At 62.4% G+C, this 26,472-nt stretch carries 25 protein-coding genes; 13 read left to right on the top strand and 12 right to left on the bottom strand.

Annotation, left to right across the window (positions count from 1 at the left end; genetic code table 11):
* Positions 1 to 12: 12 nt before the first annotated feature.
* The 3 genes from LL253_RS00765 to LL253_RS00775 form a co-directional block, all read right to left on the bottom strand.
* Positions 13 to 726, bottom strand: coding sequence for an SPOR domain-containing protein (locus LL253_RS00765; protein ID WP_009822329.1), 714 nt, complete (start codon positions 724 to 726; stop codon positions 13 to 15).
* A 19-nt stretch (positions 727 to 745) separates the two neighbouring features.
* Positions 746 to 2,473: an arginine--tRNA ligase gene (argS, locus tag LL253_RS00770; protein WP_228225847.1), complete on the bottom strand. Its 1,728-nt coding sequence runs from the start codon at positions 2,471 to 2,473 to the stop codon at positions 746 to 748.
* A gap of 120 nt (positions 2,474 to 2,593) precedes the next feature.
* Positions 2,594 to 3,202: a hypothetical protein gene (locus LL253_RS00775; RefSeq protein ID WP_228226083.1), complete on the bottom strand. Its 609-nt coding sequence runs from the start codon at positions 3,200 to 3,202 to the stop codon at positions 2,594 to 2,596.
* Between the two features lie 164 nt (positions 3,203 to 3,366).
* Here LL253_RS00775 and ispH point away from each other — a divergent pair, with 164 nt between their 5' ends.
* From ispH to rnhA, 3 genes are read left to right on the top strand one after another with little or no spacing between them, the layout of a single operon-like run.
* Positions 3,367 to 4,326: a 4-hydroxy-3-methylbut-2-enyl diphosphate reductase gene (gene ispH, locus LL253_RS00780; protein ID WP_228225848.1), complete on the top strand. Its 960-nt coding sequence runs from the start codon at positions 3,367 to 3,369 to the stop codon at positions 4,324 to 4,326.
* A gap of 55 nt (positions 4,327 to 4,381) precedes the next feature.
* A complete protein-coding gene (gene thrB, locus LL253_RS00785; protein WP_228225849.1) occupies positions 4,382 to 5,365 on the top strand; it encodes a homoserine kinase in 984 nt (327 codons plus the stop codon).
* Positions 5,362 to 5,808: a ribonuclease HI gene (gene rnhA, locus LL253_RS00790; RefSeq protein ID WP_009822335.1), complete on the top strand. Its 447-nt coding sequence runs from the start codon at positions 5,362 to 5,364 to the stop codon at positions 5,806 to 5,808. Before thrB ends, rnhA begins: the two co-directional genes overlap by 4 nt.
* Before the next feature lie 105 nt (positions 5,809 to 5,913).
* On the opposite strand, the gene LL253_RS00795 is transcribed toward rnhA, so the two are convergent.
* Complete coding sequence (locus tag LL253_RS00795) at positions 5,914 to 7,728, bottom strand: DUF885 domain-containing protein (protein WP_228225850.1); 1,815 nt, start codon at positions 7,726 to 7,728, stop codon at positions 5,914 to 5,916.
* 203 nt (positions 7,729 to 7,931) lie between these two features.
* On the opposite strand from LL253_RS00795, the gene LL253_RS00800 reads away from it, so the two are divergent.
* The 6 genes from LL253_RS00800 (at position 7,932) to grxD (ending at position 11,901) form a co-directional block, all read left to right on the top strand.
* Entirely contained in the window at positions 7,932 to 8,618 is a 687-nt protein-coding gene (locus tag LL253_RS00800) for a glutathione S-transferase family protein (protein ID WP_228225851.1), read from the top strand.
* Positions 8,619 to 8,717: 99 nt separating this feature from the next.
* Entirely contained in the window at positions 8,718 to 10,169 is a 1,452-nt protein-coding gene (leuC, locus tag LL253_RS00805; RefSeq protein WP_228225852.1) for a 3-isopropylmalate dehydratase large subunit, read from the top strand.
* A gap of 109 nt (positions 10,170 to 10,278) precedes the next feature.
* Positions 10,279 to 10,884, top strand: a complete 606-nt coding sequence (gene leuD, locus LL253_RS00810; RefSeq protein WP_228225853.1) for a 3-isopropylmalate dehydratase small subunit — start codon at positions 10,279 to 10,281, stop codon at positions 10,882 to 10,884.
* 57 nt (positions 10,885 to 10,941) lie between these two features.
* Positions 10,942 to 11,265, top strand: coding sequence for a DUF1476 domain-containing protein (locus LL253_RS00815; RefSeq protein ID WP_009822341.1), 324 nt, complete (start codon positions 10,942 to 10,944; stop codon positions 11,263 to 11,265).
* Between the two features lie 14 nt (positions 11,266 to 11,279).
* Entirely contained in the window at positions 11,280 to 11,513 is a 234-nt protein-coding gene (locus tag LL253_RS00820; protein ID WP_009822342.1) for a BolA family protein, read from the top strand.
* A 55-nt stretch (positions 11,514 to 11,568) separates the two neighbouring features.
* A complete protein-coding gene (grxD, locus tag LL253_RS00825) occupies positions 11,569 to 11,901 on the top strand; it encodes a Grx4 family monothiol glutaredoxin (RefSeq protein ID WP_009822343.1) in 333 nt (110 codons plus the stop codon).
* A gap of 436 nt (positions 11,902 to 12,337) precedes the next feature.
* Here grxD and ftsH read toward each other — a convergent pair whose 3' ends face one another.
* The 6 genes from ftsH to ptsP form a co-directional block, all read right to left on the bottom strand.
* Positions 12,338 to 14,287, bottom strand: a complete 1,950-nt coding sequence (ftsH, locus tag LL253_RS00830) for an ATP-dependent zinc metalloprotease FtsH (protein ID WP_037543366.1) — start codon at positions 14,285 to 14,287, stop codon at positions 12,338 to 12,340.
* A gap of 100 nt (positions 14,288 to 14,387) precedes the next feature.
* Positions 14,388 to 14,579: a hypothetical protein gene (locus LL253_RS00835; RefSeq protein ID WP_009822345.1), complete on the bottom strand. Its 192-nt coding sequence runs from the start codon at positions 14,577 to 14,579 to the stop codon at positions 14,388 to 14,390.
* A 124-nt stretch (positions 14,580 to 14,703) separates the two neighbouring features.
* On the bottom strand, positions 14,704 to 15,648 hold the full coding sequence (gene tilS, locus LL253_RS00840; protein ID WP_228225854.1) for a tRNA lysidine(34) synthetase TilS: 945 nt from the start codon (positions 15,646 to 15,648) through the stop codon (positions 14,704 to 14,706).
* Positions 15,639 to 16,571: a hypothetical protein gene (locus LL253_RS00845; protein ID WP_228225855.1), complete on the bottom strand. Its 933-nt coding sequence runs from the start codon at positions 16,569 to 16,571 to the stop codon at positions 15,639 to 15,641. Before LL253_RS00845 ends, tilS begins: the two co-directional genes overlap by 10 nt.
* A gap of 158 nt (positions 16,572 to 16,729) precedes the next feature.
* Positions 16,730 to 17,581: a helix-turn-helix domain-containing protein gene (locus tag LL253_RS00850; RefSeq protein WP_228225856.1), complete on the bottom strand. Its 852-nt coding sequence runs from the start codon at positions 17,579 to 17,581 to the stop codon at positions 16,730 to 16,732.
* 73 nt (positions 17,582 to 17,654) lie between these two features.
* Positions 17,655 to 19,931, bottom strand: coding sequence for a phosphoenolpyruvate--protein phosphotransferase (gene ptsP, locus LL253_RS00855; protein WP_009822349.1), 2,277 nt, complete (start codon positions 19,929 to 19,931; stop codon positions 17,655 to 17,657).
* 169 nt (positions 19,932 to 20,100) lie between these two features.
* Between ptsP and LL253_RS00860 the strand changes: the two genes are divergently transcribed.
* Both LL253_RS00860 and LL253_RS00865 read left to right on the top strand, forming a co-directional pair.
* Entirely contained in the window at positions 20,101 to 21,261 is a 1,161-nt protein-coding gene (locus LL253_RS00860; RefSeq protein WP_228220784.1) for a pyridoxal phosphate-dependent aminotransferase, read from the top strand.
* Between the two features lie 118 nt (positions 21,262 to 21,379).
* Positions 21,380 to 22,546 carry a pyridoxal phosphate-dependent aminotransferase gene (locus LL253_RS00865; RefSeq protein ID WP_009822351.1) on the top strand — a complete coding sequence of 389 codons (1,167 nt, stop codon included), beginning with the start codon at positions 21,380 to 21,382 and terminating at the stop codon, positions 22,544 to 22,546.
* Between the two features lie 103 nt (positions 22,547 to 22,649).
* Here the strand turns inward: LL253_RS00865 and LL253_RS00870 are convergent, their stop codons facing one another.
* Positions 22,650 to 23,243 (bottom strand): DJ-1/PfpI family protein, encoded by a 594-nt coding sequence (locus tag LL253_RS00870; RefSeq protein ID WP_228225857.1) that lies wholly within the window; start codon positions 23,241 to 23,243, stop codon positions 22,650 to 22,652.
* Between the two features lie 80 nt (positions 23,244 to 23,323).
* Positions 23,324 to 24,079 carry a hypothetical protein gene (locus LL253_RS00875; RefSeq protein WP_228225858.1) on the bottom strand — a complete coding sequence of 252 codons (756 nt, stop codon included), beginning with the start codon at positions 24,077 to 24,079 and terminating at the stop codon, positions 23,324 to 23,326.
* 159 nt (positions 24,080 to 24,238) lie between these two features.
* On the opposite strand from LL253_RS00875, the gene LL253_RS00880 reads away from it, so the two are divergent.
* Together LL253_RS00880 and lnt are read left to right on the top strand one after the other, a co-directional pair.
* Entirely contained in the window at positions 24,239 to 24,874 is a 636-nt protein-coding gene (locus LL253_RS00880) for a YqaA family protein (protein WP_228225859.1), read from the top strand.
* On the top strand, positions 24,841 to 26,430 hold the full coding sequence (lnt, locus tag LL253_RS00885; RefSeq protein ID WP_228225860.1) for an apolipoprotein N-acyltransferase: 1,590 nt from the start codon (positions 24,841 to 24,843) through the stop codon (positions 26,428 to 26,430). The genes LL253_RS00880 and lnt overlap by 34 nt, the downstream gene beginning before the upstream one ends.
* Positions 26,431 to 26,472: the final 42 nt, after the last annotated feature.

Raw genomic sequence — 26,472 nt, forward strand, 5'->3', positions numbered from 1 at the left:
ACGCCTTTCCCGTCAGTTGACGACCAGACAGCTTTCCCCCGCCACCTTCAACCGACCGCAGATGGTCGCCGCCTGCGCCCCGGCGCTGGCGCGAAGGCGATAGACAGTGCCGCCACCGACCTCGGCCGATTCCACGGTCATCGCCAGCGGCGCCAGATAGGCGAAACGCTTTGACAGCCGACCCCAGGCGTCCTTGGCCCCCGATGCGCTGCCATAAGCGCCCAGCTGGATCGTACCGCCTGTTGCCTTGGCCTGCTTGACCGGTGCAGCCTGTTGCGACGTTTCATCAGTCACCGGCGCAGAAACGCTCTGCCCTGCCTTGGGCGCGACGGAAGGTTTGGCATTGCCCGGTGCGGGCGCAGTGCCGGTGATGGGCGCTTCGGGCACGCGGCTGGGGTCGATGCGCCCATCGCGCGCGACGCCTTCGCTTGCGGCAAAACTGGCGTCGCCTTCGCCGGCAAATTTGCGGGCGTCAGCCTCGTTCGCGGGAATCTTGTAATTGCCTTCGGGCGCGGCGATCAGTTCGCCAGCGCCGCCCGCGCCATTGCGATTCTGCGCCCACCAGATGCCCGCGACGACTCCGCCGATCAGCAGCAGGCCAAGCAGGATCAGTCCGAGCATGCGAAGCGGCGAAATCCGCTCCTCCTCCTCATCGATTGCCGGTTCCAGCCAGGGCAGCCGATCGTCATCGTCCAGATCGAGTCGGCCCCGCGCATAATCGCCCATCGTCAGAATTTCCCGTCCATCACTGCATTTCAGTCAGCGCGGCCACGCCCATCAGCGCCAGCCCGTTGCGGATAATCTGCCCTATTCCCTGCGCCAGGGAAAGGCGCGTAGCAGTCAGCGCCGGATCGTCGGCGCGGATGACGCGTGCGCCCGGATCGTCATTGCCCATATTCCACCAGCCATGAAATGCCGAGGCCAGATCATTGAGATAGAAGGCAATTCTATGTGGTTCGCGCGCTTGTGCCGCGCCTTCGACGACGCGGGGAAACTGCGCGGCGAGCTTGACCAGGCTCAGCTCCGCCGTCCCAAGTAGGGACAGGTCAGGCGCGGGCAGCGCGATACCAGCCTCTTCAGCGCGACGTCCGAGCGAGGAAATGCGGGCATGTGCATATTGGACGTAGAAGACCGGATTGTCCTTCGACGCCTCCACCACCTTGGCGAAATCGAAATCCATCTGCGCATCGGCCTTGCGTGTCAGCATGGTGAAGCGGACGACATCCTTGCCCACTTCCTGCACAACATCGGCCAGAGTCACGAAATTGCCCGCGCGCTTGGACATTTTCACCGGTTCGCCGTCGCGCAGCAGGCGGACCATCTGAATGAGCTTGACGTCGAACCGCGCCCTGCCCTCGGTAAGGGCGGCCACGGCGGCCTGGATGCGCTTGACCGTGCCGGCATGGTCCGCGCCCCAAATGTCGATCAGTTGATCGGCCGACTGCGCCTTCTGGAAATGATAGGCCATGTCGGCACCGAAATAGGTCCATGCGCCGTTCGACTTCTTGATCGGGCGGTCCTGATCGTCGCCGAACTTGGTGGAGCGGAACAGCGGCAGTTCCACCGGTTCCCAATCATCGGGCAATTCGCCCTTGGGCGCTTCCAGCACGCCGTCATAGACCAGGTCATGCGCGCGCAGCCAGGCTTCCGCCTCGGCCGGCTTGCCCGCCGCCTGCAATTCCGCCTCCGACGAAAAAATATCATGGTGGATGCCGAGCAGCGCCAGATCACTCCGGATCATGTCCATCATCTTCGCCACGGCGAAGGTGCGGAATGTCACCAGCCAGTCGGATTCGGGCGCACCAGCGAAACGGTCGCCATATTCGGCAGCCAGCGCGTGGGCCACCGGGACCAGATAATCGCCGGGATAAAGCCCTTCGGGGATCGCGCCGACATCCTCGCCCAGCGCCTCGCGGTAACGCAGATGCGCCGACCGGGCGAGCACGTCCACCTGACCGCCGGCATCATTGATATAATATTCGCGGATCACCTTGTGCCCGGCATATTCGAGCAGGGTCGCAAGCGCGTCGCCGACCACCGCGCCCCGGCAATGGCCCATATGCATGGGGCCGGTGGGGTTGGCCGACACATATTCGACATTGACGCTGACGCCCTGTCCCAGAGCGGACCGACCATAGTCGGCGCCATCGGCATGGATCGCGGCCAGTTCCGCACGCCAGGTCGCGTCTGTCAGCGTCATGTTGATGAAGCCAGGCCCGGCGATCGCGGCGCTTGTCACCTCATCCAGCGCTTGAAGCTTGGCCACGATCGCTTCGGCCAGAGCGCGCGGGTTCGTGCCAGCCGGCTTGGCCAGCACCATCGCGGCGTTGGTGGCTAGGTCGCCGTGGTTGGAATCGCGCGGCGGCTCGACGGTGACAGGTTTGCGATTGAGGCCGGCGGGCAGAACGCCGTCAGCCTCAAGCGCGTCGAGCACGGCATCGAGATGGGCGGTGAAACGAGTGTAGAGAGACACGGGACAGTTCCTCGAAAAGCTAAAGACCCGTTCGGGCTGAGCCTGCCGAAGCCCTGCACTTTCTTGGACAAGAAGAACAGCCCATCGACAAGCTGAGGGCGAACGAAACTGAGTTCGCTCCTAGCGCGTGGCGTTATATCGAAGCTGATCCTGGGTCAGGTTGAAACCCACGAGCAGTTCGAAGCTGGTGCGCTGCAACGCGGTCTTGACGTCTGGCTGGGCGAACGGGTCGATCGCGGCATCGGCATCACCGGCCTTGCGCTTCTGGGTGATCTTCTGTTGGATTTCCGCCGGCAGGGTGGCCGCGCTCTTGTTCACATAGGAACCGGCCTTGGCCTGCGCGCTGGCGCGATACTGACCCGGCGCGAAGTCCAGCGTCACCTCACCGATGCGCTTGGCAACCACGGCGCTACCGCCCTGCACCACCGCCGAGAAATAAGGCAGGACAACCTGCCGCGCCCCGCCGGCATCGGTGCGGCGGGCGTTCACGGTAAAGGTCGCTTCGGTGTAGAATTGGTCGCCATCCGCGCAGGTCGAACGCAGGTCAGTGATGTTCGCCACGACATCGATCGCCGATGCGTCGGTGCTGTTTGCCGGGTTGAACACGGTGATGTCGCCAGTCTGCGCCGGGATCGCCGCCGTGGGGCAGGCTGATCGCACAGCGACGATGCCGCCCGTCGCGTCGATCTCGCCGCGCCGCGAGCAGCCTGCCAGAGCGAGCGCCAGCATGGCGGTCAGGGCGATCGAAGAAGTTTTCACAGGCAGATATTCCTTGGCGGGGCCGGAAGTGTCGCGCTTCCTTATCCATCCGCCGCCCGCCACGCAACTGCAAGCAAGGCGCTTTCGCGTCGCGCCCCTTTCCTCCGCCGCGCCATTCGCCTAAGCGGACAGGCATGACGCACGCGCCTGAAGCTCTTCGCCCAATGACCCTTTTGATCGCCGCTCCTCGCGGTTTCTGCGCAGGGGTCGACCGCGCCATCGTCATCGTCGAGCGCGCGATCGAGAAATATGGCGCGCCTGTCTATGTCCGTCATGAAATCGTCCATAACAAATATGTCGTGGACAGCCTGAAGGCCAAGGGCGCGATCTTCGTTGAAGAGCTGGATCAGGTGCCCGACGGCGTGCCGGTCGTCTTTTCCGCCCACGGCGTGCCCAAGGCCGTGCCGGAAAGGGCCCAGGAACGTGGCCTGGACTATCTGGACGCCACCTGCCCGCTCGTCAGCAAGGTGCATCGCCAGGCGGAACGGCAGGTCGCAAGCGGCCGGCATATCCTGTTCATCGGGCACAAGGGCCATCCCGAAGTGATCGGCACATTTGGCCAGGTGCCCGACGGATCGATGACGTTGATCGAAACGGTCGAGGATGTGGCGCGCTTCGCGCCCATCGATCCCGACAATCTGGCCTTTCTCACCCAGACCACATTGTCGGTGGATGACACGGCTGCCATCGTCGCGGCGCTGCAAGAACGCTTTCCCTCCATTGCCGCGCCAAGAGGAGAGGATATCTGCTATGCGACCTCCAACCGCCAGACAGCCGTCAAGGCGATCGCCGGGCGATGCGACGCTCTTTACGTGATCGGTGCGCCCAACAGTTCCAATTCGCTGCGCCTGGTGGAAGTCGCCGAACGCGAAGGCACGCCCGCACGCCTGATCCAGCGTGCAGACGAGGTCGATTTCGCCTGGCTCGATTCCATCGGCACATTGGGATTGACGGCCGGCGCGTCCGCGCCGGAAATTTTGGTGCGCGAAGTGGTTGAGCGCATCGCCACCCGCTATGACGTAACCGAGGAACAGGTCGAAACGGCGCGGGAAACCATTTCCTTCAAGCTGCCACGCGGTCTGGAACATGCATAGGGCGCCAACCCGCCTGTCCGCGTCTATCTGCTTTCCCTATCAAGGCTGACCGCCCATGGCCGTTTATACCCATGTCCCTGCCGAAGACATCGACGTCTTTCTGGCGCGCTACGACGCCGGGCGGCTGGTGTCGGCCAAGGGGATCGCCGAGGGGGTCGAAAATAGCAATTACTTGCTCGAAACGACGGGCAGCACGGATCAAGGCGATGGCCAGCGGTTCATTCTGACGCTCTATGAAAAGCGCGTGGACGAAGCCGATCTGCCTTTTTTCATGGACCTGCTCGACCATCTGAGCGTGCGAGGTTGCCGCGTGCCGCGCTTCATCCCCGACCGCGAAGGCCACCGCCTCCAGCATCTCGCCGGGCGCCCCGCGTGCCTGATCGAATTTCTGACTGGCATCAGCGTGACCGAACCGACCGCGGCTCAGGCCCAAGCGGCAGGCATGGCGCTGGGCGACTTGCACAAGGCGGCGCAGGGATTTTTGCTCGAGCGGCCCAACCGGCTGGATAAAAGGGGCTGGCATAGGCTGGCCGCGCGTTGTGGCAAGGATCTCGATCAGATCGAGGCCGGCCTTGCGCAGCGTGTCAGCGACGAACTGAATTGGCTGGATGCGCATTGGCCCGAAGACCTGCCGCAGTCGGTGATCCACGCCGACCTGTTCCCCGATAATGTGCTGATGCTGGGAGAGCAGGTGACAGGCCTTATCGACTTCTATTTCAGCTGCACCGACATTCGCGCCTATGATCTGGCGGTGACGCACAGCGCCTGGTGCTTCAGCAATGACGGCAAAACCTTTTTTGGCGACCGGGCGGCGGCATTGGGCATGGGTTATGACCAAGCCCATGGCCTGACGCCGGCCGAGCGGGCCGCCTTCCCGATCCTGTGTCGCGGCGCCGCGCTCCGTTTCCTGCTGACGCGCGCCTATGACTGGATCAATACGCCAGCCGACGCGCTGGTGACGCGCAAGGATCCGCTCGCCTATCGGCGGCGGCTGGATTTCTATGCCGGCGCAAACGCAGCGGAGTTGCTGGGCGCATGAGCGATCTTCCCCAGGTCGAGATTTTCACCGATGGCGCGTGCAAGGGTAATCCCGGCCCCGGCGGATGGGGTGCGGTGCTGCGTTTTGGCGACACGGAAAAGGAAATTTCTGGCGGCGAGGCGCAGACGACCAACAACCGCATGGAAATGACGGCGGCGCTTGAGGCGCTCAACCTGTTGAAAAAACCGTGCGCGGTGACGCTTTATACCGACAGCAAATATGTCATGGATGGCATCACCAAATGGGTGTTCGGCTGGCAGAAAAAGGGCTGGCGCACCGCCGACAATAAGCCGGTAAAGAATGTCGAGATTTGGCAGAACTTGGTCAAGGCAGCCGCGCGTCACCAGATGACATGGAAATGGGTGAAGGGCCATGCCGGCCATCCTGAAAATGAGCGCGCCGACCAGCTTGCCAGTGCAGCCGCCGAGACGTTCCGTCGCTGATTCCGTCGCTGATATAGTGGGCGACCCTTCCTAGCGGCCCAGGAGCGTTGAAAGATGACCTGACGGAGCCTTGCCGACGTAAGGCTCCATCAGGCCATGTCTTTGTCAGGCGATGCCCGCGCGCCGGCGCACTGTCTGTTTCAATATGTCGAGGGGCATCGCGCCAAGCGTGAGCACTTCGTGGAACTGCTTGATGTCGAAGGCGGCACCCTGGCGCTGCTTGGCCTCCTCACGCAGGTCATTCCAGACGGTATGGCCGATTTTGTAGCTGCACGCCTGGCCCGGCCACACCGTATATCGATCAATCTCTCCCTGGCTTCGTCCGCGCGCGATGCCAGTCGTAGCGATCAGGAAGTCCGTAGCCTTTTCACGGCTCCAGCGTTTGGCGTGCATCCCTGAGTCAACCACCAGACGGGTCGCGCGGAACAGCAGCGATTGCAGATAGCCCACCTGACCCAGCGGATCGCCTTCATACATGCCCATTTCGTCGGCCAGCTGTTCTGAATAGAGCGCCCAGCCTTCCGAGTAACCGCTATAGCCACCGCGCCGTCGGATCAGCGGAATGGCATCGGACTCCAGCGCGACCGATACCTGAAGATGGTGCCCCGGCACGGCCTCATGATGGGTCAGCGTCGCGAGGCCGAATTTCGGCCGATCGAACGTGTCACGCAGGTTGATATAGTAGATGGCCGGACGTGAGCCATCGAGAGAGGCGTTCTGGTAGTAACCGCCCGGCGCGCCCGCCTGGATCGTCACCGGCACGCGGCGCACCTCGACTGGTGCCTTGGGCAGCGTATTGACCGAAAAGGCTTCGGGCAGACGCTTGCTCATGGCAATGATCTGGCGATTGAGCTGGGCCAGCAAGGCCTCACGGCCCGGGTCGGTGTTGGGATAAAGCTGGTCAGGTCGCTTGTTGAGCGCCACCAGCCGCTCGCCGACGCTGCCCTGGGTCATCCCCTCGCCTTTCAGGATGCCGTCGATCCGGCTGCTGATCTGCGCAACCTGATCGAGGCCAATGCGGTGAATTTCATCGCCGGTCAGCTTGGTCGTCGTCGCCGCCTCCGCGGCGTTCGCGTAGAATTGCTCGCCATCGGGCAAACGCCAGCAGCCTGCATCATGCACCGCCTTTGCCCGCAAATCCTTAACCAGGGCGCGCTGGCGATCGACAGCGGGGAAGATGCTTTCCGCCACGATCTTCTCGGCCTGCGCCGCGCGCTCTGGCGGCAGGCCTGCATCTTTGAGTTTCTTGACGAAAGATGTGACGAGCACCGTCTGCGCCGCTGGCTGGTCGCGCAAAGCAGCCTGCATCTTCATTGTCGTGTCGAGAATATAGTCGGGTGCGAAGACGCCACGGGCGGCGTCAGCTTTCTGCCGTTCCAGTTCGCCGTCCATCGCGGCCGGAAAGGCCTCCAGGCGCGACAGATAGGCGTCGGCATCGGCAGCATCCTTCACCCGATGCTGCGAATCAAGGAAATCGGGAATTTCGCGATAGCTGCCGGTCAGCTGTGAAAGAATATAGGGTGCGTAACGGCCCATGGTTTCCCCATAGCCAAATTGTTCGCCGCCCAGCGTCCGATCGAACTGATAGGACAGAACATCATAATCGAGTTGGCTGGAGTCGCTGAGTTTCGAACGATCGACGCTGGCAAGCCGTTGCGCCTGCGCCTTCACGCGCGCCATGTCCTTGGCCACGCCAGCAGCGCTGGTATCGCTCAGTTGCCCACGCAGAGCGGCGCGCGGCCCGGTGTCGAGGCCAAGACGCGTTGCGCTTTCCGGCGACGATTCGAGCCGCTCATAGAAAAACTGGTCGAGCATGGCGCGGAATTGCGTGTCGGCGCTTCCGGTTTGCGCAAAGAGATTGGGCGTGGCCGCAGCAATGGCGCTGGCGCCGCTGGTGGCGAGAAATTGGCGTCGGTTCACGACTGGACAACTCCATATTGGGGAGGAAGCGACACAAATGCATCGCCTGGGGTGCCATCCTTGTGCCGTTGGATCAGGCATTTGGCTAGGGGCGTAGCCCATGCAAACATGATCCGCTTCCCGAAGGTCCGAATGGTTACGGCTATATCGGGCTGTGCCGATCCGCTATGCCGCCCCCACAAAATGCACCGGAGCATCGCGTCATGACCTACACGCTCATCACCGCAAATCGCAATTACAGCAGTTGGTCGCTGCGCCCGTGGATTTTGATGAAGGCGCTAGGCGTGTCGTTCGACGATCGGATCGAGCCGTTCGTGGCCGCCAGCAACTACGCGGCCTTCCGCAGCTTTTCACCCACGGGCCAAGTGCCCGCGCTGATCGATGGCGATAGGACTGTCTGGGATTCCCTTGGCATCACACTTTACCTCGCCGATCGCCACGCCGGCGTCTGGCCGGCGGACGAAGCAGCCCGCGCCTTTGCCCAATGCGCGGTGGCCGAAATGCACAGCGGATTTGCCACACTGCGCAGCGATTGCCCGATGAATGTGGGTGTACGGGTAGAGCCGCATATCCATTCCCCCGCACTGGGACGGGATATCGCCCGCGTGCGCGAATTGTGGGAACAGGGGCTGGAGCGGTTCGGCGGGCCTTTCCTGGCAGGCGCAGCCTTCACGGCGATCGACGCATTTTACGCTCCCGTCGCATTCCGGGTGCGCAGCTATGGCCTTGATGTCGGTCCGGCAGCACAGGGATGGGTCGATCATATGCTGAGCCATCCCGCGATGAAGCAGTGGGAGATGGAAGCTCTCGCCGAAACCTGGCGCGAGGAAAGCCATGAGGCGGAGATCGGCAGCGCGGGCAGGATCATCGCCGATTATCGGGACGGATGACAGCGGCGTAACTTTCTTGCCGCTCCCTGGGTAAAAACAGGATATTTCGGTCGCATTCCCCCTTTTCCCTTTGGCGGGAGGGGTCTAGGGGGAAGCATCATGGTTAAGCCTCGCACCCTTTATGAAAAAATCTGGGACGCGCACGTCGTCGAGCGACGCCCCGATGGCACCTGCCTCATCTATATCGATCGTCACCTCGTCCATGAGGTGACAAGCCCGCAGGCGTTTGAAGGGCTTCGACTGGCCGGTCGCAAGGTGCGTCGTCCCGATCTGACGCTGGCCGTGCCCGACCATAATCTGCCCACCACGCCGCGCCGGGATGCTGCAGGCAATCGTGTTCCGATTGCCGATCCGCAAAGCGCGCAGCAACTTGCTGCGCTGGAACGCAATGCACCGGAATTTGGCGTCCGCCTGATCGGCGACGCGGACCCTGAACAAGGGATCGTGCATGTCGTCGGCCCGGAACAGGGCTTTACCCTGCCGGGCACCACATTGGTCTGCGGCGACAGCCACACCAGTTCGCACGGCGCGCTTGGTGCCTTGGCTTTTGGTATCGGCACCAGCGAGGTCGAGCATGTGCTGGCAACGCAGACCTTGCTGCTCAAGCAATCCAAGACCATGGAAGTGGTGGTCGAAGGCGAACTCGCCCCCGGCGTTACGCCCAAGGATGTGGCGCTGGCGATCTGCGGTGCGATCGGCACGGCGGGGGGAACAGGCCATGTCATGGAATATCGCGGCTCGGTTTTCCGCGACATGTCGATCGAAGGGCGGCTGACCGTCGCCAACATGTCGATCGAAGCCGGCGCGCGTTCCGGCCTGTTTGCGCCTGATGACAAGACTTTCGCCTATCTGAAAGGTCGACCGATGGCCCCTGCGGGGGCGGATTGGGACGCCGCCGTCGCCTATTGGAAAACATTGGCCACCGACGAAGGCGCCTCCTTCGACAAGACGGTTGTGATCGACGCCGTCGATATCGTGCCCACCGTCACCTGGGGCACCAGCCCCGAAGACGTCGTGGCCATCACCGGTATCGTTCCCGACCCCGCCAGCTTCCAGGATGCCGCCAAGCAGGATGCGGCCCGCAAATCGCTGGATTATATGGGCCTCACCGCCGGGCAGCGTATGCAGGACGTTCCCATCGAACATATCTTCATTGGCAGTTGCACCAACAGCCGGATTGAGGATCTGCGCGCCGCCGCCGCTTTGCTGAAAGGCCGTCATGTCGCGCCCGGCATCAAGCATGCCATGGTCGTGCCCGGATCGGGCCTGGTCAAGGCGCAGGCGGAGGCCGAAGGGCTTGATCGCATATTCCTGGAGGCAGGCTTTGAATGGCGCGAGCCCGGCTGTTCCGCCTGTCTGGGCATGAACCCTGATAAAGTGCCGGCCGGTGAGCGCTGCGCGTCCACCAGCAATCGCAATTTCATGGGCCGCCAGGGACCGGGGTCACGCACGCATTTGGTTTCGCCCGCCATGGCCGCCGCCGCCGCCATCACGGGGCGGCTGACCGATGTTCGGGAATTGATGACGACAGAAAAGGGGATGGTCGCATGAAGAAGATTTTCTGGCTGCTGACAATGGGCGCATTGGCCAGCGCGGCGATGGCCGCGACGCTGGGCCGCGCCGAAGACACGCCGGCGTCCGAGGTTCAGAAGGCGAACTGATGGACAAACTGACCACGGTCGAAGGACGGGCCTATCCGTTCGGAATGAAGAATGTCGACACCGACATCGTCATTCCCGCCCATTGGCTCAAGACGATTTCGCGCAGCGGCCTTGGCGAAGGTGCATTTGAAGTGCTGCGCAAGGAACCGGGCAACGTTTTTGACGATCCCGACTATGCCGGCAGCCCGATCCTGATCGCTGGCGACAATTTCGGATGCGGGTCCAGTCGCGAACATGCTGCCTGGGCGTTGGCGGACCTTGGCATCAAAGTGGTGATTGCGCCCAGCTTTTCCGATATTTTTTCGGGCAACGCGTTCAAGAACGGCATTTTGACGGTCGTCCTGCCGCAAGAAGCGGTCGATCGTCTGATGCAGGTTGCGAAGACCGATCCCATCCATATCGATCTGGAAGCGCAAAGCGTCACCACGCCTTTTCAGGACCGCTTTCACTTTGAAATTGACCCTTTCCGCAAACATTGTCTGCTCGGTGGGCTGGATGAAATCGGCCTGACATTGGGACAGGCCGACAATATCGACAGCTATGAAGCGCGACAAGCGCAGGAACGGCCCTGGATCGCCCCCTCCCCTGCTCGGGCCGTTGCGTAATTCGCTGCTTGTCCGTATCACATTTTCGCAACAGGCCATCCAACGGGGCATAAACACATGACCACCTTCGACGATCGCGAAAAAGCGTTCGAAAATATGTTCGCGCATGATCAGGAGATGGAGTTCCGGATCCAGGCGCGCCGCAACCGGCTTCTTGGCGAATGGGCCGCAGCGAAGATGGGCCTGACGCCCGAGGAAACCGACGCCTATGCCAAGGCCGTCGTCCAAGCCGACTTTGAAGAAGCAGGCGATGAAGATGTCATTCGCAAATTATTTGGCGACATGACGCAAGCCGGGATCACCATAGACGAAGCGGGCGTACGCGCGGCGTTGGAAGAACAGGCGGTGATCGCCCGTCGTATGTTCATCGAAGCACAGTAAGGGGCGCGACGACGATGCCCATGGCCGCTGACGATATTGCGCAGATGATTCGGGCTGCGATTCCCGATGCCCAGGTCGAAATTACGGACCTGGCAGGCGATGGCGACCATTATGCTGCGCGCGTCGTGTCGGAAAGTTTCCGGGGGATGAGCCGGGTCGCGCAACAGCGCGCGGTTTATGCCGCCCTTGGCGGGCGCATGGGCGGTGTTCTCCACGCCTTGCAACTGACGACGGCGGTTCCCAACTAACGCAGGGTGAGAATGCGCCCAACAGGGTCGCGACAGAAAGAATTGGATGACTATAATGACCGACGCCGTGCAGCAGCGGATCGCGCAGATCGTAAGTGGCCATGATGTGGTGCTGTTCATGAAGGGCACCCCGCTCTTTCCCCAATGCGGTTTTTCCAGCCGCGCTATCGCCATATTGGAGCATCTGGGCGTGGGCTACGAGACGGTCGACGTGCTGCAGGATCAGGCTATCCGTCAGGGTATCAAGGCCTATTCCGATTGGCCGACGATCCCGCAGCTGTACGTGAAGGGCGAGTTTGTCGGCGGCAGCGACATTATGATGGAAATGTATGAAGCGGGCGAACTTAGCCAGCTCATGACTGACCAGGGCGTCGCTCCAGCCAACTGAACGGCGATTGGATATATTTAAAGAGGCGGTCCGCGACGCGGGCCGCCTTTTTTGTACCGGTCATATTCGAAACCTGTGGTTGCGTTCTTCGCCTGCCCCAATGTCTGCTCTTGAGCGGTCCAGGATGCGCCTTTGCACCGAGGAAGCTGCGCCTTCATCCCGCTAGTGATGGCGGTTGCGGATCGCCTCTTCGGTGAAGATATCGCCGGCAAAAAGCTTTATGCAGTCCGCATGACGCGTTGCGGTTCAAGGCCGGCGCGTGCATTCCCTCCTTACATTGCGCTCCCTTTCAGCCCGGACGCTTACGAATAAGAGCCGGCAGCGCGCAGCGGCGGACAAATGATAGGCGGCGTCGTCTTCGCACGACGCTGGCAAAATGGCACAAGAAAGGGCGCGACCTCATGGCCGCGCCCTTATTATTCATGCGCTGTTTAGCTTATGCGCCAGCAGGCTTAGGATCGCCAAACGGACCTTTGCGCTTGCGGATCCGGGGTATGGACGAACCAACCGCTGGAATGACCGAAGGCTTGATCGTGGTGCCGTCGTCTCGCGTGATCTCGCCCTGCTCGAGCAGCGTCTTGATTTCTTCGCCGGTCAGCGTCTCATATTCCAGCATGGCATTGGCGAGAAGGTGCAACTGGTCCTCATGACCTTTCAACAGGTCCTGCGCGCGGGCGTAGCCCTGCTCGACCAAACCTCGTATTTCCTTGTCGATCAGCTTGGCCGTCTCGTCCGACATATGCACGCGCTGGCTTTGCGAATAGCCGAGGAAGGTTTCCCCCTGCTGTTCTTCATATTGCAGCGGGCCCAGCTTGTCGGACATGCCCCACTGGGTCACCATGTCGCGGGCCAGCTTGGTGGCATATTGGATATCGCCCGATGCGCCCGATGACACCTTGTCATAGCCGAAGATGATTTCTTCGGCCACGCGCCCGCCCATGGCGACGGCCATGTTCGCATGCATCTTGTCGCGATGATAGCTGTAGCTGTCACGTTCGGGTAGGCGCATGACCATGCCCAGAGCGCGGCCACGCGGAATGATGGTCGCCTTATGAATTGGGTCGGAGGCGGGTTCATGCATCGCGACGATCGCATGGCCCGCTTCATGATAGGCGGTCATCTTCTTTTCGTCGTCGGTCATGACCATCGAGCGACGCTCGCTGCCCATCATCACCTTGTCCTTCGCGGCCTCGAACTCGTCCATGGCGACCAGGCGCTTGCCCCGCCGAGCAGCCATCAACGCCGCTTCGTTGACCAGGTTGGCCAGGTCCGCACCCGAGAAACCCGGCGTGCCGCGCGCGATGGTGCGGGGATCGACGTCAGGGGCAAGCGGAACCTTCTTCATGTGCACGGCGAGAATCTTTTCACGGCCATCGATGTCGGGACGCGGCACCACGACCTGACGATCGAAACGGCCAGGACGCAGCAGCGCAGGGTCAAGCACATCAGGACGGTTGGTGGCCGCGACGATGATAATACCCTCATTGGCTTCAAAGCCGTCCATTTCGACCAGCAGCTGGTTCAACGTCTGCTCGCGCTCGTCATTACCGTTGCCCAGGCCCGCGCCACGATGCCGGCCGACCGCATCGATTTCGTCGATGAAGACAATACACGGCGCATTCTTCTTCGCCTGCTCGAACATGTCACGCACGCGGCTGGCGCCAACGCCGACGAACATCTCGACAAAGTCCGAACCTGAAATGGTGAAGAAGGGAACGCCCGCCTCACCAGCGATCGCGCGTGCCAACAAGGTCTTGCCCGTGCCCGGTGAACCAACGAGCAAGGCGCCCTTGGGAATCTTGCCGCCCAGACGCGCAAATTTGCTTGGGTCCTTCAAAAACTCGACGATCTCCTGAAGTTCCTCACGCGCCTCGTCGATCCCAGCAACGTCGTCGAACGTCACCTTGCCGTGCTTTTCGGTCAGCAGCTTGGCCTTGGATTTGCCAAAGCCCATCGCCCCGCCAGCACCGCCGCCTTTCTGCATCTGACGCAGGACAAAGAACGCGATGCCCAGAATCAGCAGGAATGGAAGCGACTGATAGATGAGGATCATCCAGAAGCTGGGCTGTTCCTCCGCCTGCCCCGAATATTTGACATTAAAGTCGTCCAGCATCTTGGGCAGGCCCGGATCATTGACCGGAACGGTGCTGAACTTCTGCCCGCTCGACAATGTGCCAGTGATGCGGTCAGGCGCGATGGCCACGTCCTTGACCTGCCCTTCCTGCACTTTGGACCGGAATTCGGAATAGGCGATGCCGGTGCCCGCCGTCGTGGCGGTGCGGCTGTCGAACAGTGAAACGAACAGCAACAGGGCAACGATCACGCCTGCCCAAATCATCGCGCTCTTGATCCAGGGATTGCCCTGCGGGTCTTTCTCGTCGTTCATCATCACTCTCTTTCACCCGCCAAGATAGGGCACGCCCGCAAAAGCGCAAGCACAGCGCACGCCCGTGTACGACATGGGATTTACCAGGGCGAGTCGACGGTCAAACGAGCCCAGCGATGGTCAGCGCGAGATAGCCGAGCGCTAAAGCTAAACCCGCGGACAGGCCGCAGAGCAGATATCCGATGTAGAGCAGCAGCGGCGGATGGGGCCGCGCCAGATTTCGATTGCGCTGGGCAGCCGAGAGGATGACGCTCGCCAACAGGCCATAGGATAGGGCCGCAAATTCAAACATGCACGAATAGTCCTGCCAGAAAGCCTGCTCGATAGCATAGCGATGGTTAACCGACTGCCATTCTGCGGAAAAAATCGGCGAAGCGTTAGACAGGCGCGCTATCCTGTGGAACCTTTTTGCGCCGTCAATTGCGGGGAGGAGCGGGCCGTAATGTCCAGATGGCTCCCCCTTTCAGCAGCCAGTCGCCCAGGCTGGCCTGATGCCCTGTTGCCGCTGCCTGCAGGGCGCGGTCGAGGCTTTCGCCGCGCGGCGGCTTCGAACCGGCCAGCATCAGCATGTGCAGGACCAACCGGCGAAGATATTCGCGCGGAAAGTCGGTACGCACGAGCCTCCATCCGTCACCATCCGCGCGAATATATTGATCGGCCAGTTGGGTGACGCTCCACAGGATCGCCGCCTCTGCATCCGCCAGGGCTGCCGCACTGCGCGTAGCGGCCTGTGCATCCAACCATGTCGCGCCGGATAGCGCCATGCGCAGGGTGGCCCGATCGAAACGCCTGTCACGGTTTGATGGGTCCTGCACATAAGGCAGGCCTTCGCGATCGACAAACGCCTGCAACATGGCCTTGCGTTCCCCGAGCAACGGCCGGATTACGCGCCCCGAAACAGCGCGCACCCCCGCAAGTCCTCCGATACCCGATCCTCGGTTGAGGCGCATCACCAGCGTTTCGAGTTGGTCGTCTGCGTGGTGGGCGGTCATGATCCAGTCAATGGCGTGAGACGCGCGCCAGGCCTCTATCAATCGGTAACGCGTGGTCCGCGCCCACGCTTGTACATTACCTGTCACCGTCGCATCCGCGATCAGTGTAACATGCTCGATGCCATGCGCGACACACCATCGCGCCACCAACGCTGCCTCGTCAGCGGATTCCCGCCGCAAGCCATGATCAACCGTCACCGCGGCTACGCGCCCCGGGAAGGCGGACGCGGCGAGGCAAAGCAAAGCCATGCTGTCCGGCCCGCCGGAAACGGCTATGCCAAAGCGGATCGCCGGATCATCGCCGACCAGCGCGGATGTCGCATCGACCAGCCGCGTCTGAAACGCGGCACTGTCGCCTGTCAGTTGCACTTCGCCTGAGCGCGCCCCTTGTCCATCATCGTGCGCAGGCCCGATGACAGGCTGGTTCCATAGACCTGATCCAATTCCTGATAGACTTTGCAGGCGTCCGCCGGCTTTTTCAGCTGAATGAGGGCTTCGCCCAGATAGGCCAGGCTATCTGCGGCGCGATCGCCGCGGGGGCGCTTCTGGTAATTTTCGTAAAAGGCAACGGAGGCGAGCGCTGGCTTGCCGTCATCCAGATAGGCGCGGCCAAGCAAATTCTGCGCGCGGCTGGCGACCGAGTTGTCCCCATATTTGTCGACAGTGGCTTTCAACTGCGCCTGCGCCTCCGGATAGAATTTGGCGTCCCACAAGCGAAAACCATATGTGTAAGCGTCATTGGCTTCGTCGCCGCTATTGGGCCGCTCGATCGCCGCGACTGCCGTCTTGCGCGCCTCGCTGGCACCAGCCGGCGCTGAGGGTTTGGCGGCGGCAGGCTTGGCTGGCGTTGGTTCAGCGGGCGCTGGCGCAGCGCTCGCGTTGGATGATGCCATTGGCGTCATTGCGGGAGGCGCCGCAGCGGGTGCCATGCGCGCATCGGTCTCAGCCTTGTATTTCGTGAACGATTCTTCGAGCTGGCGCAGCTTGTAGCTGTTTTCCTCCACCTGGCCCGTGATCGAAGCCAATTGCGATTCCAACGCGCTCACGCGCGCGGTCAGATCAGCGATCGGGGACGATGCGGGCGTACCGGGCGAAGGCTGTGGTGCCGCCGGCCGCGTGATGTCCGCCTCTATCGGCGTGCCGGCAGGAAATACCTTGCGTTGCACCGCACGCATTTCCTTTTCCAGCCGGTCCACGCGCCCCTCGACGCTGGTCTGTGCCACGACCGGCGAGGCAAGGGCGATCATCGCGCTTCCGATGAAGGCTGTTGACGCGAAAAAGGCGTGACGCATGACGTTCCCCGACTGCTGCGACCCGGCACGGACATATCCTTGCGGCCGGTGAACGCATGACTTCCAAGCTGCAACGCCCAACTCCCCGCTGAGGTGAACGCCTGCATTCTTAACCATAAAGCCTAATTGCCTGCCGTAAAGCAGGACCTTCTGTCTTGTCAGTTCGCCGATGCTGCCGGCACTGCCTGCCCGCCTGCCGGCGTACCCGATTGCTGCCCGGCTGGCGCAGCGCGTGCCAGCAGCGCTTCAGCGTTCACCGGGACATCTGCAATGGTGCGATCCGCAGCACCCAGGGGCGGCACCGGCTTTCCGCCTACCGTGACGCTCAGGGCCTGAGGGCGTCCAGTCAAAATCGTGGGATTGCGCGCGCCAGCAGGAAGAGTGAAGCTTTCGCCCTTCTTCATCGTCCCGTCCTTCAGGCGCTCGCCCGCTTCGTCCACGATCCGCAACCAGACATCATCGACCGCCGTGAAGACGACGGTTTGCGGCACCTGGCGAATGGGCGCGACGGCACTGCCCGCCGGAGGCGCCGAGGGTCGGGCCGGCGCATTGGCGGCAATATCCTCGCTGGTCGGCGGCGTGAACAATTGCGTGCGCCAGATGATATAACCGCCGATGAGCAGCAAGACGACCGCCGCCAGCGTCCAGGCCAGCGTGCGCGACGGCACCCGCGCCGGATCGGCGGGTTCAAATGCCTCGTAGCGGTTAGCACCCAGATCGGAACCGTGGACGCCTTCCCGCACCTCAGCGGCGATGGCCACTTCGTCTACATCGACAGCGCGCGCATAGGCCCGGGCAAAACCGACTGCGTAAGGAATGCCCGGCAGCGCGCCATAATCGTCGCGCTCGACCGCCTCAAGTTGCCGCAATGCAATGCGCGTGCGCGTGGCCACGTCCTGAAGCGACAGCCCCTGCGCCTCTCGCGCGGCGCGCAGCTTCGCGCCGGGCGTCTTGGGCTGCGTGTCTTCCACCGGCGTCGCGCCGGGTTCAATGTCTGGTTCTTCTGCCATGTTGCTCCGCGACCTGTGATGGTCGGCCTTGTCTCATTGCGGGACGGGCGTTGTCAACGCCGGTCCCGCCGTTTCAGGTCAGTTCCACGTCACGGTCGGACGCCCATTGCGTCAACCGTTCGCGTATGTCCGGCGCGCCGCTATCAAGCCATTCACGCATCGTCGATTGCAGCTGCGTGGCATCGATAGCGCGGATCATCGCCTTGACCGGGCCAACCGATGCCGGCGTGATCGACAGACGCCGGATGCCAAGGCCGATCAGCGCCATCGCCTCCAGCGTTCGCCCGCCCATTTCGCCGCATACGCCGACTGGCACCTGATGCGCCACGCAGGCGCGAACGACCCTGTCCAGAAATCGCAGGATCGCGATACTGAGCCAGTCATAGCGTTCCGCCAGCTTGGGGTGGGCACGGTCCGCAGCAAACAGGAACTGGGTCAGGTCATTGGTGCCGATCGACAGGAAATCGACGCGCGGCAGCAGCAGGTCGAGCACTTCGGCCAGTGCCGGCACTTCGAGCATCGCGCCATATTTGACTGCAATCGGCAGCTTTTTCCGATGACCTTGCAGCCATTCGCGCTGATGCTCCACCAGATCGCGCGCCGCCTCATATTCCCAAGGCTCCGACACCATCGGAAACATGATATTGAGGACCTTCCCCGCACTCGCCTCCAGCAACGCGCGCGCCTGCGCCTTCATCAGGCCATCGCGATCCAGCGCAAGGCGCAAGGCGCGCCATCCCATGGCCGGGTTATCCTCCAACTCCTCGTCGCCATCGCGCTGCATATAGGGCAGCGCCTTATCACCGCCGATATCGACCGTGCGAAAAATGACCGGACGATCGCCCGCCGCGTCCAGCACATCCTTATAAAGCCGTTGCTGTTTTTCGCGCTGCGGCAACGTGGCGGACACCAGGAACTGGAATTCGGTGCGGAACAGGCCGATGCCGTCCGCGCCGACCAGGTCCAGCGCCTGCGCGTCTTCGCGCAGGCCTGCATTGACCATCAATTCGACGCGCTGCCCATCGGTGGTCACGGACGGCAGGTCGCGCATCGCGGCGAATTCCGCGCGACGCTTCTGCGTTACATGCAGCTTGTTCTCGAACGCCTCGTCCATGTCGGGACCAGGGCGGATCAGCACCGTGTTCTCCGCAACGTCCAGCAGAATAAGGTCGCCCTCGTTCAGCTTGTGGCGAACATCCCGCACACGCCCCAGAACGGGCACGCCCATGGCGCGCGCAACGATGGTGACATGGGCGGTCAGCGACCCTTCCTCCAAGATCACGCCCTTCAACCGCCGACGGTCATATTCCAGCAATTCCGCCGGGCCCAGATTGCGGGCGATCAATATGGCGTCCTGACGCAAGCCCAGCTGCGCCGCGGTCCCCAATTGCCCCGACACGATGCGGAGCAACCGATTCGCCATATCCTCGAGGTCATGCATGCGATCCTGCAACAGCGGATCGTCAATCTGCCGCATGCGCATGCGGGTACGCTGCTGAACCCGCTCGATCGCCGCCTCGGCCGTCAGGCCGCTGTCGATGGCCTCGTTGATGCGCCGGATCCAGCCTTCGTCATAGGCGAACATCTTGTAGGTTTCGAGCACCTCCTGATGCTCGCCTTCAGTTCCGAACTCGGCCGCGCCGGTCATCCGGTCGATCTGCTCGCGCATCTTGGCGAAGGCGGAAATGACCCGCGCGCGTTCGGCCTCCGTATCTTCCGCGACCGTATGTTCGACATGGATTCGCGGTTGGTGGAACACCGCATGGCCGCGCGCCATGCCCATCACCAGCTGCAATCCCTGCAAGATGGTGGTGCCCGTTTCCGCGACACGGGCATCGGCCGGACCGTCATCGGCCAGTTCAGCATTGGCGATCAGCTCGGAAAGCACCATTGCGACCGTCTGCAACGCCTCGATCTCGACTTCTTCATACCGGCGCGGCTCCACATGCTGCACGCACAAGACGCCGATCGACCGCTCGCGCCGGACGATCGGTACGCCGGCAAAGCTGTGAAAGCGATCTTCCCCGGTTTCAGGGCGATAGGAAAAGTCGGGATGCGCCGCCGCCTCGTCCAGGTTCAGCGTCTCGACATTGGTGGCAATGAGGCCCACCAGCCCCTCCCCCATCGCCATCCGCGTGACATGGACCGCTTCCTGTTTCAGGCCGCGTGTGGCAAACAGTTCCAGCACGCCTTCACGCACCAGATAAATCGAACAGACCTCGCTGGAGAGCGACTGGCCGATGATCTCCACGACCTTGTTGAGCTTGGCCTGGGCGCTGTTGCGCGACGCCATCACCTCCTGCAGCAGGACAAGGATCTGGCGGGCGGCTGCGGCGGGCGTCGTTGGCATGGACAAGCGCTAACAGATTGACCGGAAGAGTGCCAAGATTCGTGCATCCAAAGGACGGCGAAAAATCGTCTCAACAAGACAGTCCGCCATTCACATGGCGGAAACAATCGATAGGTTCGTCCAAAGGAGGGACGGCCTTTCCACGCACGGCCCGCAGGGAGACAGGACCATGGCGACCCAACCAGATATGACGCATTTCGAACAGGATCTCATCGACCGCGGCTATTCGCGCCGCCAACTGGCCAAGGCGGCGGCGCTGCTCGGCGCTGCGACCGCAACTCTGCGCGTTACCGGCGCGGCCGCACAGCAGGCGGCCAAGCCGGTCGAGGGCGCCGTGCGCATTGGCGCCAATGAATGCTGGACCGGCCCTTTCCCTGTCGCAGCGGAAGCCGCGTACAAGCTGGTCAATGAAGGCAATCGGTACGAACCGGACAGCGAGCATCAGAAATTGTTCGCGGCGGTGTCCGCAGTCGAGGGTATTCCGGTCGACCATGTCACCGCCTGGCCCGGATCGTCCGATCCGCTGAGCCGCGTGGCAGTCGCCTATGCCTCGCCCGCGCGCGGCATCGTAACGGCCGATCCGACCTATGAAGCGATCTGGCGCACCGGCGACTGGCTGGGCGCCAAGGTCACGAAGGTTCCGCTGACCAGCGATTATCGCCATGACGTCAAGGCGATGCTGGCGGCCGATCCCAATGCCGGGGTTTATTATATCTGTTCGCCCAACAACCCCACGGGCACCGTAACGCCACTGGCCGACATCGAATGGCTGGCCAATAACAAGCCCAAGGATTCGATCCTGGTCGTCGATGAAGCCTATATCCACTGGTTCGATGGACCCAATGCCGCCAAGCTGGCGGCATCACGGGACGACGTACTGATCTTGCGCACCTTTTCCAAATTGTTCGGGATGGCGGGCATGCGGCTCGGCCTGACCTTCGCCAGCCCCGCATTGATGCAAAAGATGATGCGGTATGATGGCGGGCAGGTGACGGCAATGCTGCCGATGACAGCGGTCGCCGCCGGCACCGTTTCGGTAGCCCAGGCCGACCTCATCAAGGCGCGTCGGGCGGAAATGATCGCTGCCCGTGACAAGGCGGTCAGTCACCTGAAATCCAAGGGGATCAAGGTCATTCCGGGCAGTCAAGCCAACATGTTCATGGTCGATTGGGGCAAGCCGGCCAAGGAAATGCAGGCCGCCATCCTGGCCGAAAAGGTTCAGATCGGACGCAACTGGCCGATCTGGCCCAATGTCTCGCGCGTCTCTGTCGGATCGATGGAGGAAATGGACGCTTTCAACGCGGCAGTAGACAAGGTCTGGACGGCGTAAGAGGCGGCGTCCCATACGCGCAAAATAATATCATGATCAGGCGGCGGCACATTGCGGAAATGTGCCGCCGCTTCGTCTTTCGTCTGTGTGTGCTTCTTGCAGAACGGGGACGGACGATATGACCATGATGCTGAACAAGGATGCCAGGGAAGACCTGATGGAACGCGGTTATTCGCGCCGCCAGATCGCGGAAGTTGCCGCGTTGGTGGGAGCGGGTGTCGCAGCCAGTTCACTGCTGGGCGGAGCGGCCCAGGCGCAGCAGCAGGCCGCGCGTGGCGTCGCCGGGGCCGTGCGCATCGGCTCGAACGAATGCTGGACCGGCCCCTTCCCTTCGGGCGTCGATGCCGCGGCGAAGGCCGCTGCGCTCGGCAACTGGTATGATCCCGACAATTATCGTGGCGACCTGGTCAAGACCGTCGCCTCGGTAGAGGGCATTCCCGAAAGCCATGTGATGCTCTGGCCCGGTTCGGGCGGTCCGCTGGTCAGCACGGTCGCCGCCTTCTGCTCGCCCACCAAGGGACTGGTGACTGCCGATCCAACGTTCGAATCGGCATGGCGCACCGCCGACTATCTCAAGGCACCGATCGCGAAGGCGCCACAAGCGCCGGGCGCGGGCCATGACGTCAAGGCGATGCTGGCAGCCAATCCGAATGCCGGCCTTTATTATATCTGCACGCCCAACAATCCGACCGGCACGGTGACGCCGCTCGCGGACATCGAATGGCTGCTTGCCAACAAGCCCAAGGATTCGGTCCTGCTGGTGGACGAAGCCTATATCCATTTCTCCGAAGCGCCGAGCGCGGCAAAGCTGGTGGCGGGGCGCAAGGATTTGGTCGTCATGCGCACCTTCTCCAAGCTATTCGGCATGGCGGGCGTGCGCTTGGGCCTGACCTTCGCTGATCCCGAATTGCAGAAGCGGATCATGCTGTTCGGCCCGACGGCGGGCGGCCTGTCCATCACCGCCATGGCGTGCGGCAATGCGGTCTACCCCGAAGCGGCGCTGATCAAGGCCCGCCGCGAGGAAATGATCGCCAACCGCGAAGAAACCATCGCGTGGCTGACCAAGAAGGGCATCGATGTACAGACGGGCAGCCAGGCCAACATGTTCATGATGGACTGGAAAAAGCCCGCCAAGGACATGCAGGCTGCGATGCTCGCCACGCCCGAAAAGGTGCAGATCGGTCGCAACTGGCCCATCTGGCCCACCGTCTCGCGCGTTACCGTAGGTTCGGCCGAAGACATGGCGAAGTTCCGCGCCGCTGTGGAAAAGGTCTACACCGCTTGACCTGATATTCTGATCCCAAAGCGAAGGGCGTCTGGCTTGCCGGACGCCCTTTTGATGACGGGGACGCCCAAGGCAACCCTTTCAATCTCCTAGTGGCGTCAAATCAAGCCAGAAAGGGCGACACCACGCCCATCACGCGCTCAACCGTCGCCTCTTTCTCGCCCACCGGCGCCACATAATCGATCACCGACCGCGCCTGCGCCTCCCCCGCCCCGTGCGCGATCATCCAGGCGGCAAGATAATAGGCCGCCATGCATCCACCCGCCGTGGCGACATTGGCGGAGGCGTGAAAGGGCGCATCTATCACGCTCGCTCCACCGGCCTCTATCCATGGACGGGTCGTGACGTCAGTGCAGACCGGCCCATCGCCCAGCAGGCCAAGCGCCGCCAGAAGCAGCGCGCCGGAACATTGCGCACCGATCAATTGCCGGGCAGCGTCAAGCCGCAGCCGCGCCATCAGCGCCGTATCCGCCGCGATCTGGCGCGTCCGCACGCCGCTTCCTACAACGATGGCATCCATATCCGGCAGTTCGTTCAGCCTCGCTCCGGCCGTCACCGTAACGCCGCCCATCGACGTGACCGTGGCGTTCGGCGCACAGATGGTCGCGCGCCAGCCATGCACGCGGTTCAACAGCGACAACGCGACGAAACTGTCCAGTTCGTTGAACCCATCAAAAGTCAGGATCGCTATTTGCATGAATTTGCCTCCCGTTCTTGACGGGGGGTCTAGACCCCGAGACGATATGAGCGCGCGGGCCGCCCCGGCAGTAATGGCCCCTAGCCGCCGGAGGGCGCGGTGCGCCGGCTATAGTCGATGCGGATGCGCACCCAGCTGCCCACCATCACCTTGCCGTTGACGCGCGGCGGCAGGACGAGAAATTGCCAGGCGGCCAGCCGCACGGCACGACCAAAGCCCGACCCCATCGGCGATTCCCCCATCACCTGGCAATTTTCCACATGATAATGGTCGATGGTCTTGCACGCCACCAGCCCCCAGCCATTGGCCGGCGCATCATTGGGCAGATAGGGCGACAATTCCGCATGGGTCGGCCGCCGATACCATTCCGCCTCGAACAGTTGAACCCCGCCAGGACCTTCGCCCGGCCCGGCGACGGCCGCGCTGTCTCCCTGTCCTGCCGCGCCTTCGCCCGGCGCACGCGAAGGCATCTTGCCAATGTCGGCCGACGCCATCTGCTCGCGATTAAGCGTCAGGAACGGAAAAGGGGATGGTGGCTGCTCGGCCGGTTTTTCGACCTTGACCGGCGGTCGAACGACAGGCTCCTCTGCCTTCTGCGGCTCAGCCTTGCTTTTTTCCTTCCGCTCGGCCTTCTCCGCCTTGGCTTCTTCCTTGGCAGCTTTTGGGCCTGCTTCCGTTTCGAAAGTGACCGGCAGGCGCGGGTCCATCTTGGGCGGCTGAAAAGACGGCGAGAGGGTGAAGAGCGCCAGCAACAGCAGCAGATTGAGCACCAGCGCGAACGTCACGCCGCCCGCCCGTTGCCGCACCTTGTCCCAAGGAATCGAAGAGATATTCAAGCGTGCGGACCAAACAGACGACAAGGGAAGCCGGTCTTGCCCAGACGGCGCGGCGGCGTCAACGCCGTCTGACGTCACGGCCGACCAGTCGGTTACACAACATGACGAAGCTGGCGAAACCACTGGCAGCGCGCCGGCTTCTCGGCTAGGTGGCCCGCGATGCTCAACAGGCTCTATCAATGGACGCTGGCGAAAGCCGCGCACCGCCATGCCGAACGCTGGCTCTTCGCCGTGAGCTTCATGGAATCCAGCTTTTTCCCTATCCCGCCGCACCCTTTGCTCGGCCTCATGTGCCTGGCCCGGCCGGAACGCGCGATCCGGTTCGGGCTGATCTGCACCATCGCGTCGGTGCTGGGCGGGCTGTTCGGCTATGCGATCGGCTATTTCCTCTACGAAGCGATCGGCACCCAGATACTCAACGCCCTGGGCCTGGCGGAAAAATTCCCGGTCGCAGCCTGCTATTTGCGGGACTATGGCGCGGAGATCATCCTGATCAAGGGCGCGACGCCCATCCCCTTCAAGCTGATCACCATCACCGCCGGTTTTATCGGTCTGCCTCTCTTCACCTTCCTCTGGGCCAGTATCCTGAGCCGCGGTTTTCAGTTCATGCTGGTCGGCATCCTGTTCTGGAAATTCGGTCGCCCCATCAAGGCATTCATCGAAAAATATCTGGCGCTGCTTTCCGCCGCCTTCCTGATCCTGATCGTTGCCGGATTCCTTGCGGTGTCCGCCCTCTCGGGAACGCAAGGCAAGAGCGACGCATGCTCCAGCGCGACCATGGACAGGGTCCGCTGATCGCCATGATCCAGGCCGCCTTTGACCGTCATCCAAAGGTTGCAGCGCTGCTGGCAGGGTTCTTGTCCGCCACCGGGTTCGCCCCGCTCAGCCTCTGGCCGGTGACGCTGATGTGTCTGGCTGCGCTCATCATCCTGATCGCCAAAGCCTCCGACCGCCGCAACGCCTTCCTGCGCGGCTGGCTGTTCGGCGTGGGGCATTTCACGCTTGGCCTCAACTGGATCGCGCACGCCTTCACCTTCCAGGATGCCATGCCGCACTGGTTCGGTTATGGCGCCGTGATCCTTCTTTCGCTGTATCTGGCAGTCTATCCGGGGCTGGCGACGTTGGGCACTTGGTGGATGACGCATCGCTTCGCGCTGTCCCCGACAGCCTCGCTCTTCATGCTTGCGGCGTGCTGGATCGTCACGGAATTTCTGCGTGCGACGCTGTTTACCGGGTTTGCCTGGAATCCGCTTGGCGTCATCCTGTTGCCAACGGGCGCCGCCATTTCGGCAACCGTGATCGGCACCTATGGGCTTGGCGCGCTGGTGATATTGGCCGCAGGCGCGTTGATGTTCGCCGTTCATGGTCAGGCACGGCTGGGCGGCGTGATTGCAGCACCGATCGTCCTGTTGGCCCTGATCGGCTGGGTCACCCCTGCCCCACTGATACCCGCTGGCGCGCCGCGCGTGCGCGTGGTCCAGCCCAATATCGGCCAGGAAGAAAAATATTCGGTCGAGGCCGAATATCGCAACTTCGAGAAGCTGCGTATCTTGTCCGGCGCGCCGCGCCCGGCACCCCGCCTCATCTTCTGGCCCGAAGCCGCCATACCCGCCTATCTCGACATGGAACCCGACTGGCGTGCGCGGCTCGCAGGCCTGTTGGGACCGGGCGATCTGCTCCTGACCGGCGGGGACAAGGTCTATTTCAAGACGGTCGATCAGAATGGCGTTCCCGTCAGCGAACTGGCCGGTGCCAACAACAGTGTGTGGATCGTGACGCCGCAAGCGACTATCGCCGGCCGCTATTCCAAGGCGCATCTGGTTCCCTATGGGGAATATCTGCCGATGCGGCACATATTGGAGCCCATCGGCCTGTCACGCCTGGTGCCTGGCGACGCGGACTTCTGGCCAGGGCCCGGCCCACAAAGTCTGACCTTGCCCGCGACGCTTGGACGGCCATCGCTGAAAATGGGCGTCCAGATCTGCTACGAAATCATCTTTTCGGGTCAGGTAATCGACCGGGACGACCGTCCCGCATTCCTGTTCAACCCGTCCAACGATGCCTGGTTCGGCAGTTGGGGACCGGTCCAGCACCTCGCCCAGGCGCGTTTGCGTGCACTGGAGGAAGGAATGCCCATCATCCGATCAACGCCTACCGGCGTGTCGGCCATCATCGATGCCCGTGGCCAAATCGTCCGCTCCATCGCCCCAAATCGCGCGGGTTATCTGGATAGCGGCCTTCCGCCGGCGCTGGCGCCCACGCCATTTTCGCGCTTCGGCAACTGTCTCCCTGCCTTGTTCACCCTGGGCTTATTGGGTGCCGCCGTTGCAACGCGACGACGCAGCCGCTAAGGCACCCGCTGCACATAAAGATTTCTTTATACGCAGACACAG

Origin of the sequence: Sphingobium soli, assembly GCF_020782245.1 — a bacterium.
In the GTDB taxonomy this organism is placed as follows: Bacteria; Pseudomonadota; Alphaproteobacteria; order Sphingomonadales; family Sphingomonadaceae; genus Sphingobium; species Sphingobium soli.

Coding starts and splice junctions, on each gene's coding strand:
- LL253_RS00880 (WP_228225859.1), top strand. CDS start 24,239: ATGCTCAACAGGCTCTATCAATGGACGCTGGCGAAAGCCGCGCACCGC.
- grxD (WP_009822343.1), top strand. CDS start 11,569: ATGACCGACGCCGTGCAGCAGCGGATCGCGCAGATCGTAAGTGGCCAT.
- LL253_RS00765 (WP_009822329.1), bottom strand. CDS start 726: ATGGGCGATTATGCGCGGGGCCGACTCGATCTGGACGATGACGATCGG.
- leuD (WP_228225853.1), top strand. CDS start 10,279: ATGGACAAACTGACCACGGTCGAAGGACGGGCCTATCCGTTCGGAATG.
- LL253_RS00835 (WP_009822345.1), bottom strand. CDS start 14,579: ATGTTTGAATTTGCGGCCCTATCCTATGGCCTGTTGGCGAGCGTCATC.
- LL253_RS00815 (WP_009822341.1), top strand. CDS start 10,942: ATGACCACCTTCGACGATCGCGAAAAAGCGTTCGAAAATATGTTCGCG.
- ftsH (WP_037543366.1), bottom strand. CDS start 14,287: ATGAACGACGAGAAAGACCCGCAGGGCAATCCCTGGATCAAGAGCGCG.
- ispH (WP_228225848.1), top strand. CDS start 3,367: ATGACGCACGCGCCTGAAGCTCTTCGCCCAATGACCCTTTTGATCGCC.
- LL253_RS00860 (WP_228220784.1), top strand. CDS start 20,101: ATGGCGACCCAACCAGATATGACGCATTTCGAACAGGATCTCATCGAC.
- thrB (WP_228225849.1), top strand. CDS start 4,382: ATGGCCGTTTATACCCATGTCCCTGCCGAAGACATCGACGTCTTTCTG.
- LL253_RS00845 (WP_228225855.1), bottom strand. CDS start 16,571: ATGCGTCACGCCTTTTTCGCGTCAACAGCCTTCATCGGAAGCGCGATG.
- LL253_RS00775 (WP_228226083.1), bottom strand. CDS start 3,202: ATGCTGGCGCTCGCTCTGGCAGGCTGCTCGCGGCGCGGCGAGATCGAC.
- LL253_RS00865 (WP_009822351.1), top strand. CDS start 21,380: ATGACCATGATGCTGAACAAGGATGCCAGGGAAGACCTGATGGAACGC.
- rnhA (WP_009822335.1), top strand. CDS start 5,362: ATGAGCGATCTTCCCCAGGTCGAGATTTTCACCGATGGCGCGTGCAAG.
- LL253_RS00870 (WP_228225857.1), bottom strand. CDS start 23,243: ATGCAAATAGCGATCCTGACTTTTGATGGGTTCAACGAACTGGACAGT.
- ptsP (WP_009822349.1), bottom strand. CDS start 19,931: ATGCCAACGACGCCCGCCGCAGCCGCCCGCCAGATCCTTGTCCTGCTG.
- LL253_RS00850 (WP_228225856.1), bottom strand. CDS start 17,581: ATGGCAGAAGAACCAGACATTGAACCCGGCGCGACGCCGGTGGAAGAC.
- LL253_RS00800 (WP_228225851.1), top strand. CDS start 7,932: ATGACCTACACGCTCATCACCGCAAATCGCAATTACAGCAGTTGGTCG.
- leuC (WP_228225852.1), top strand. CDS start 8,718: ATGGTTAAGCCTCGCACCCTTTATGAAAAAATCTGGGACGCGCACGTC.
- LL253_RS00820 (WP_009822342.1), top strand. CDS start 11,280: ATGCCCATGGCCGCTGACGATATTGCGCAGATGATTCGGGCTGCGATT.
- lnt (WP_228225860.1), top strand. CDS start 24,841: ATGCTCCAGCGCGACCATGGACAGGGTCCGCTGATCGCCATGATCCAG.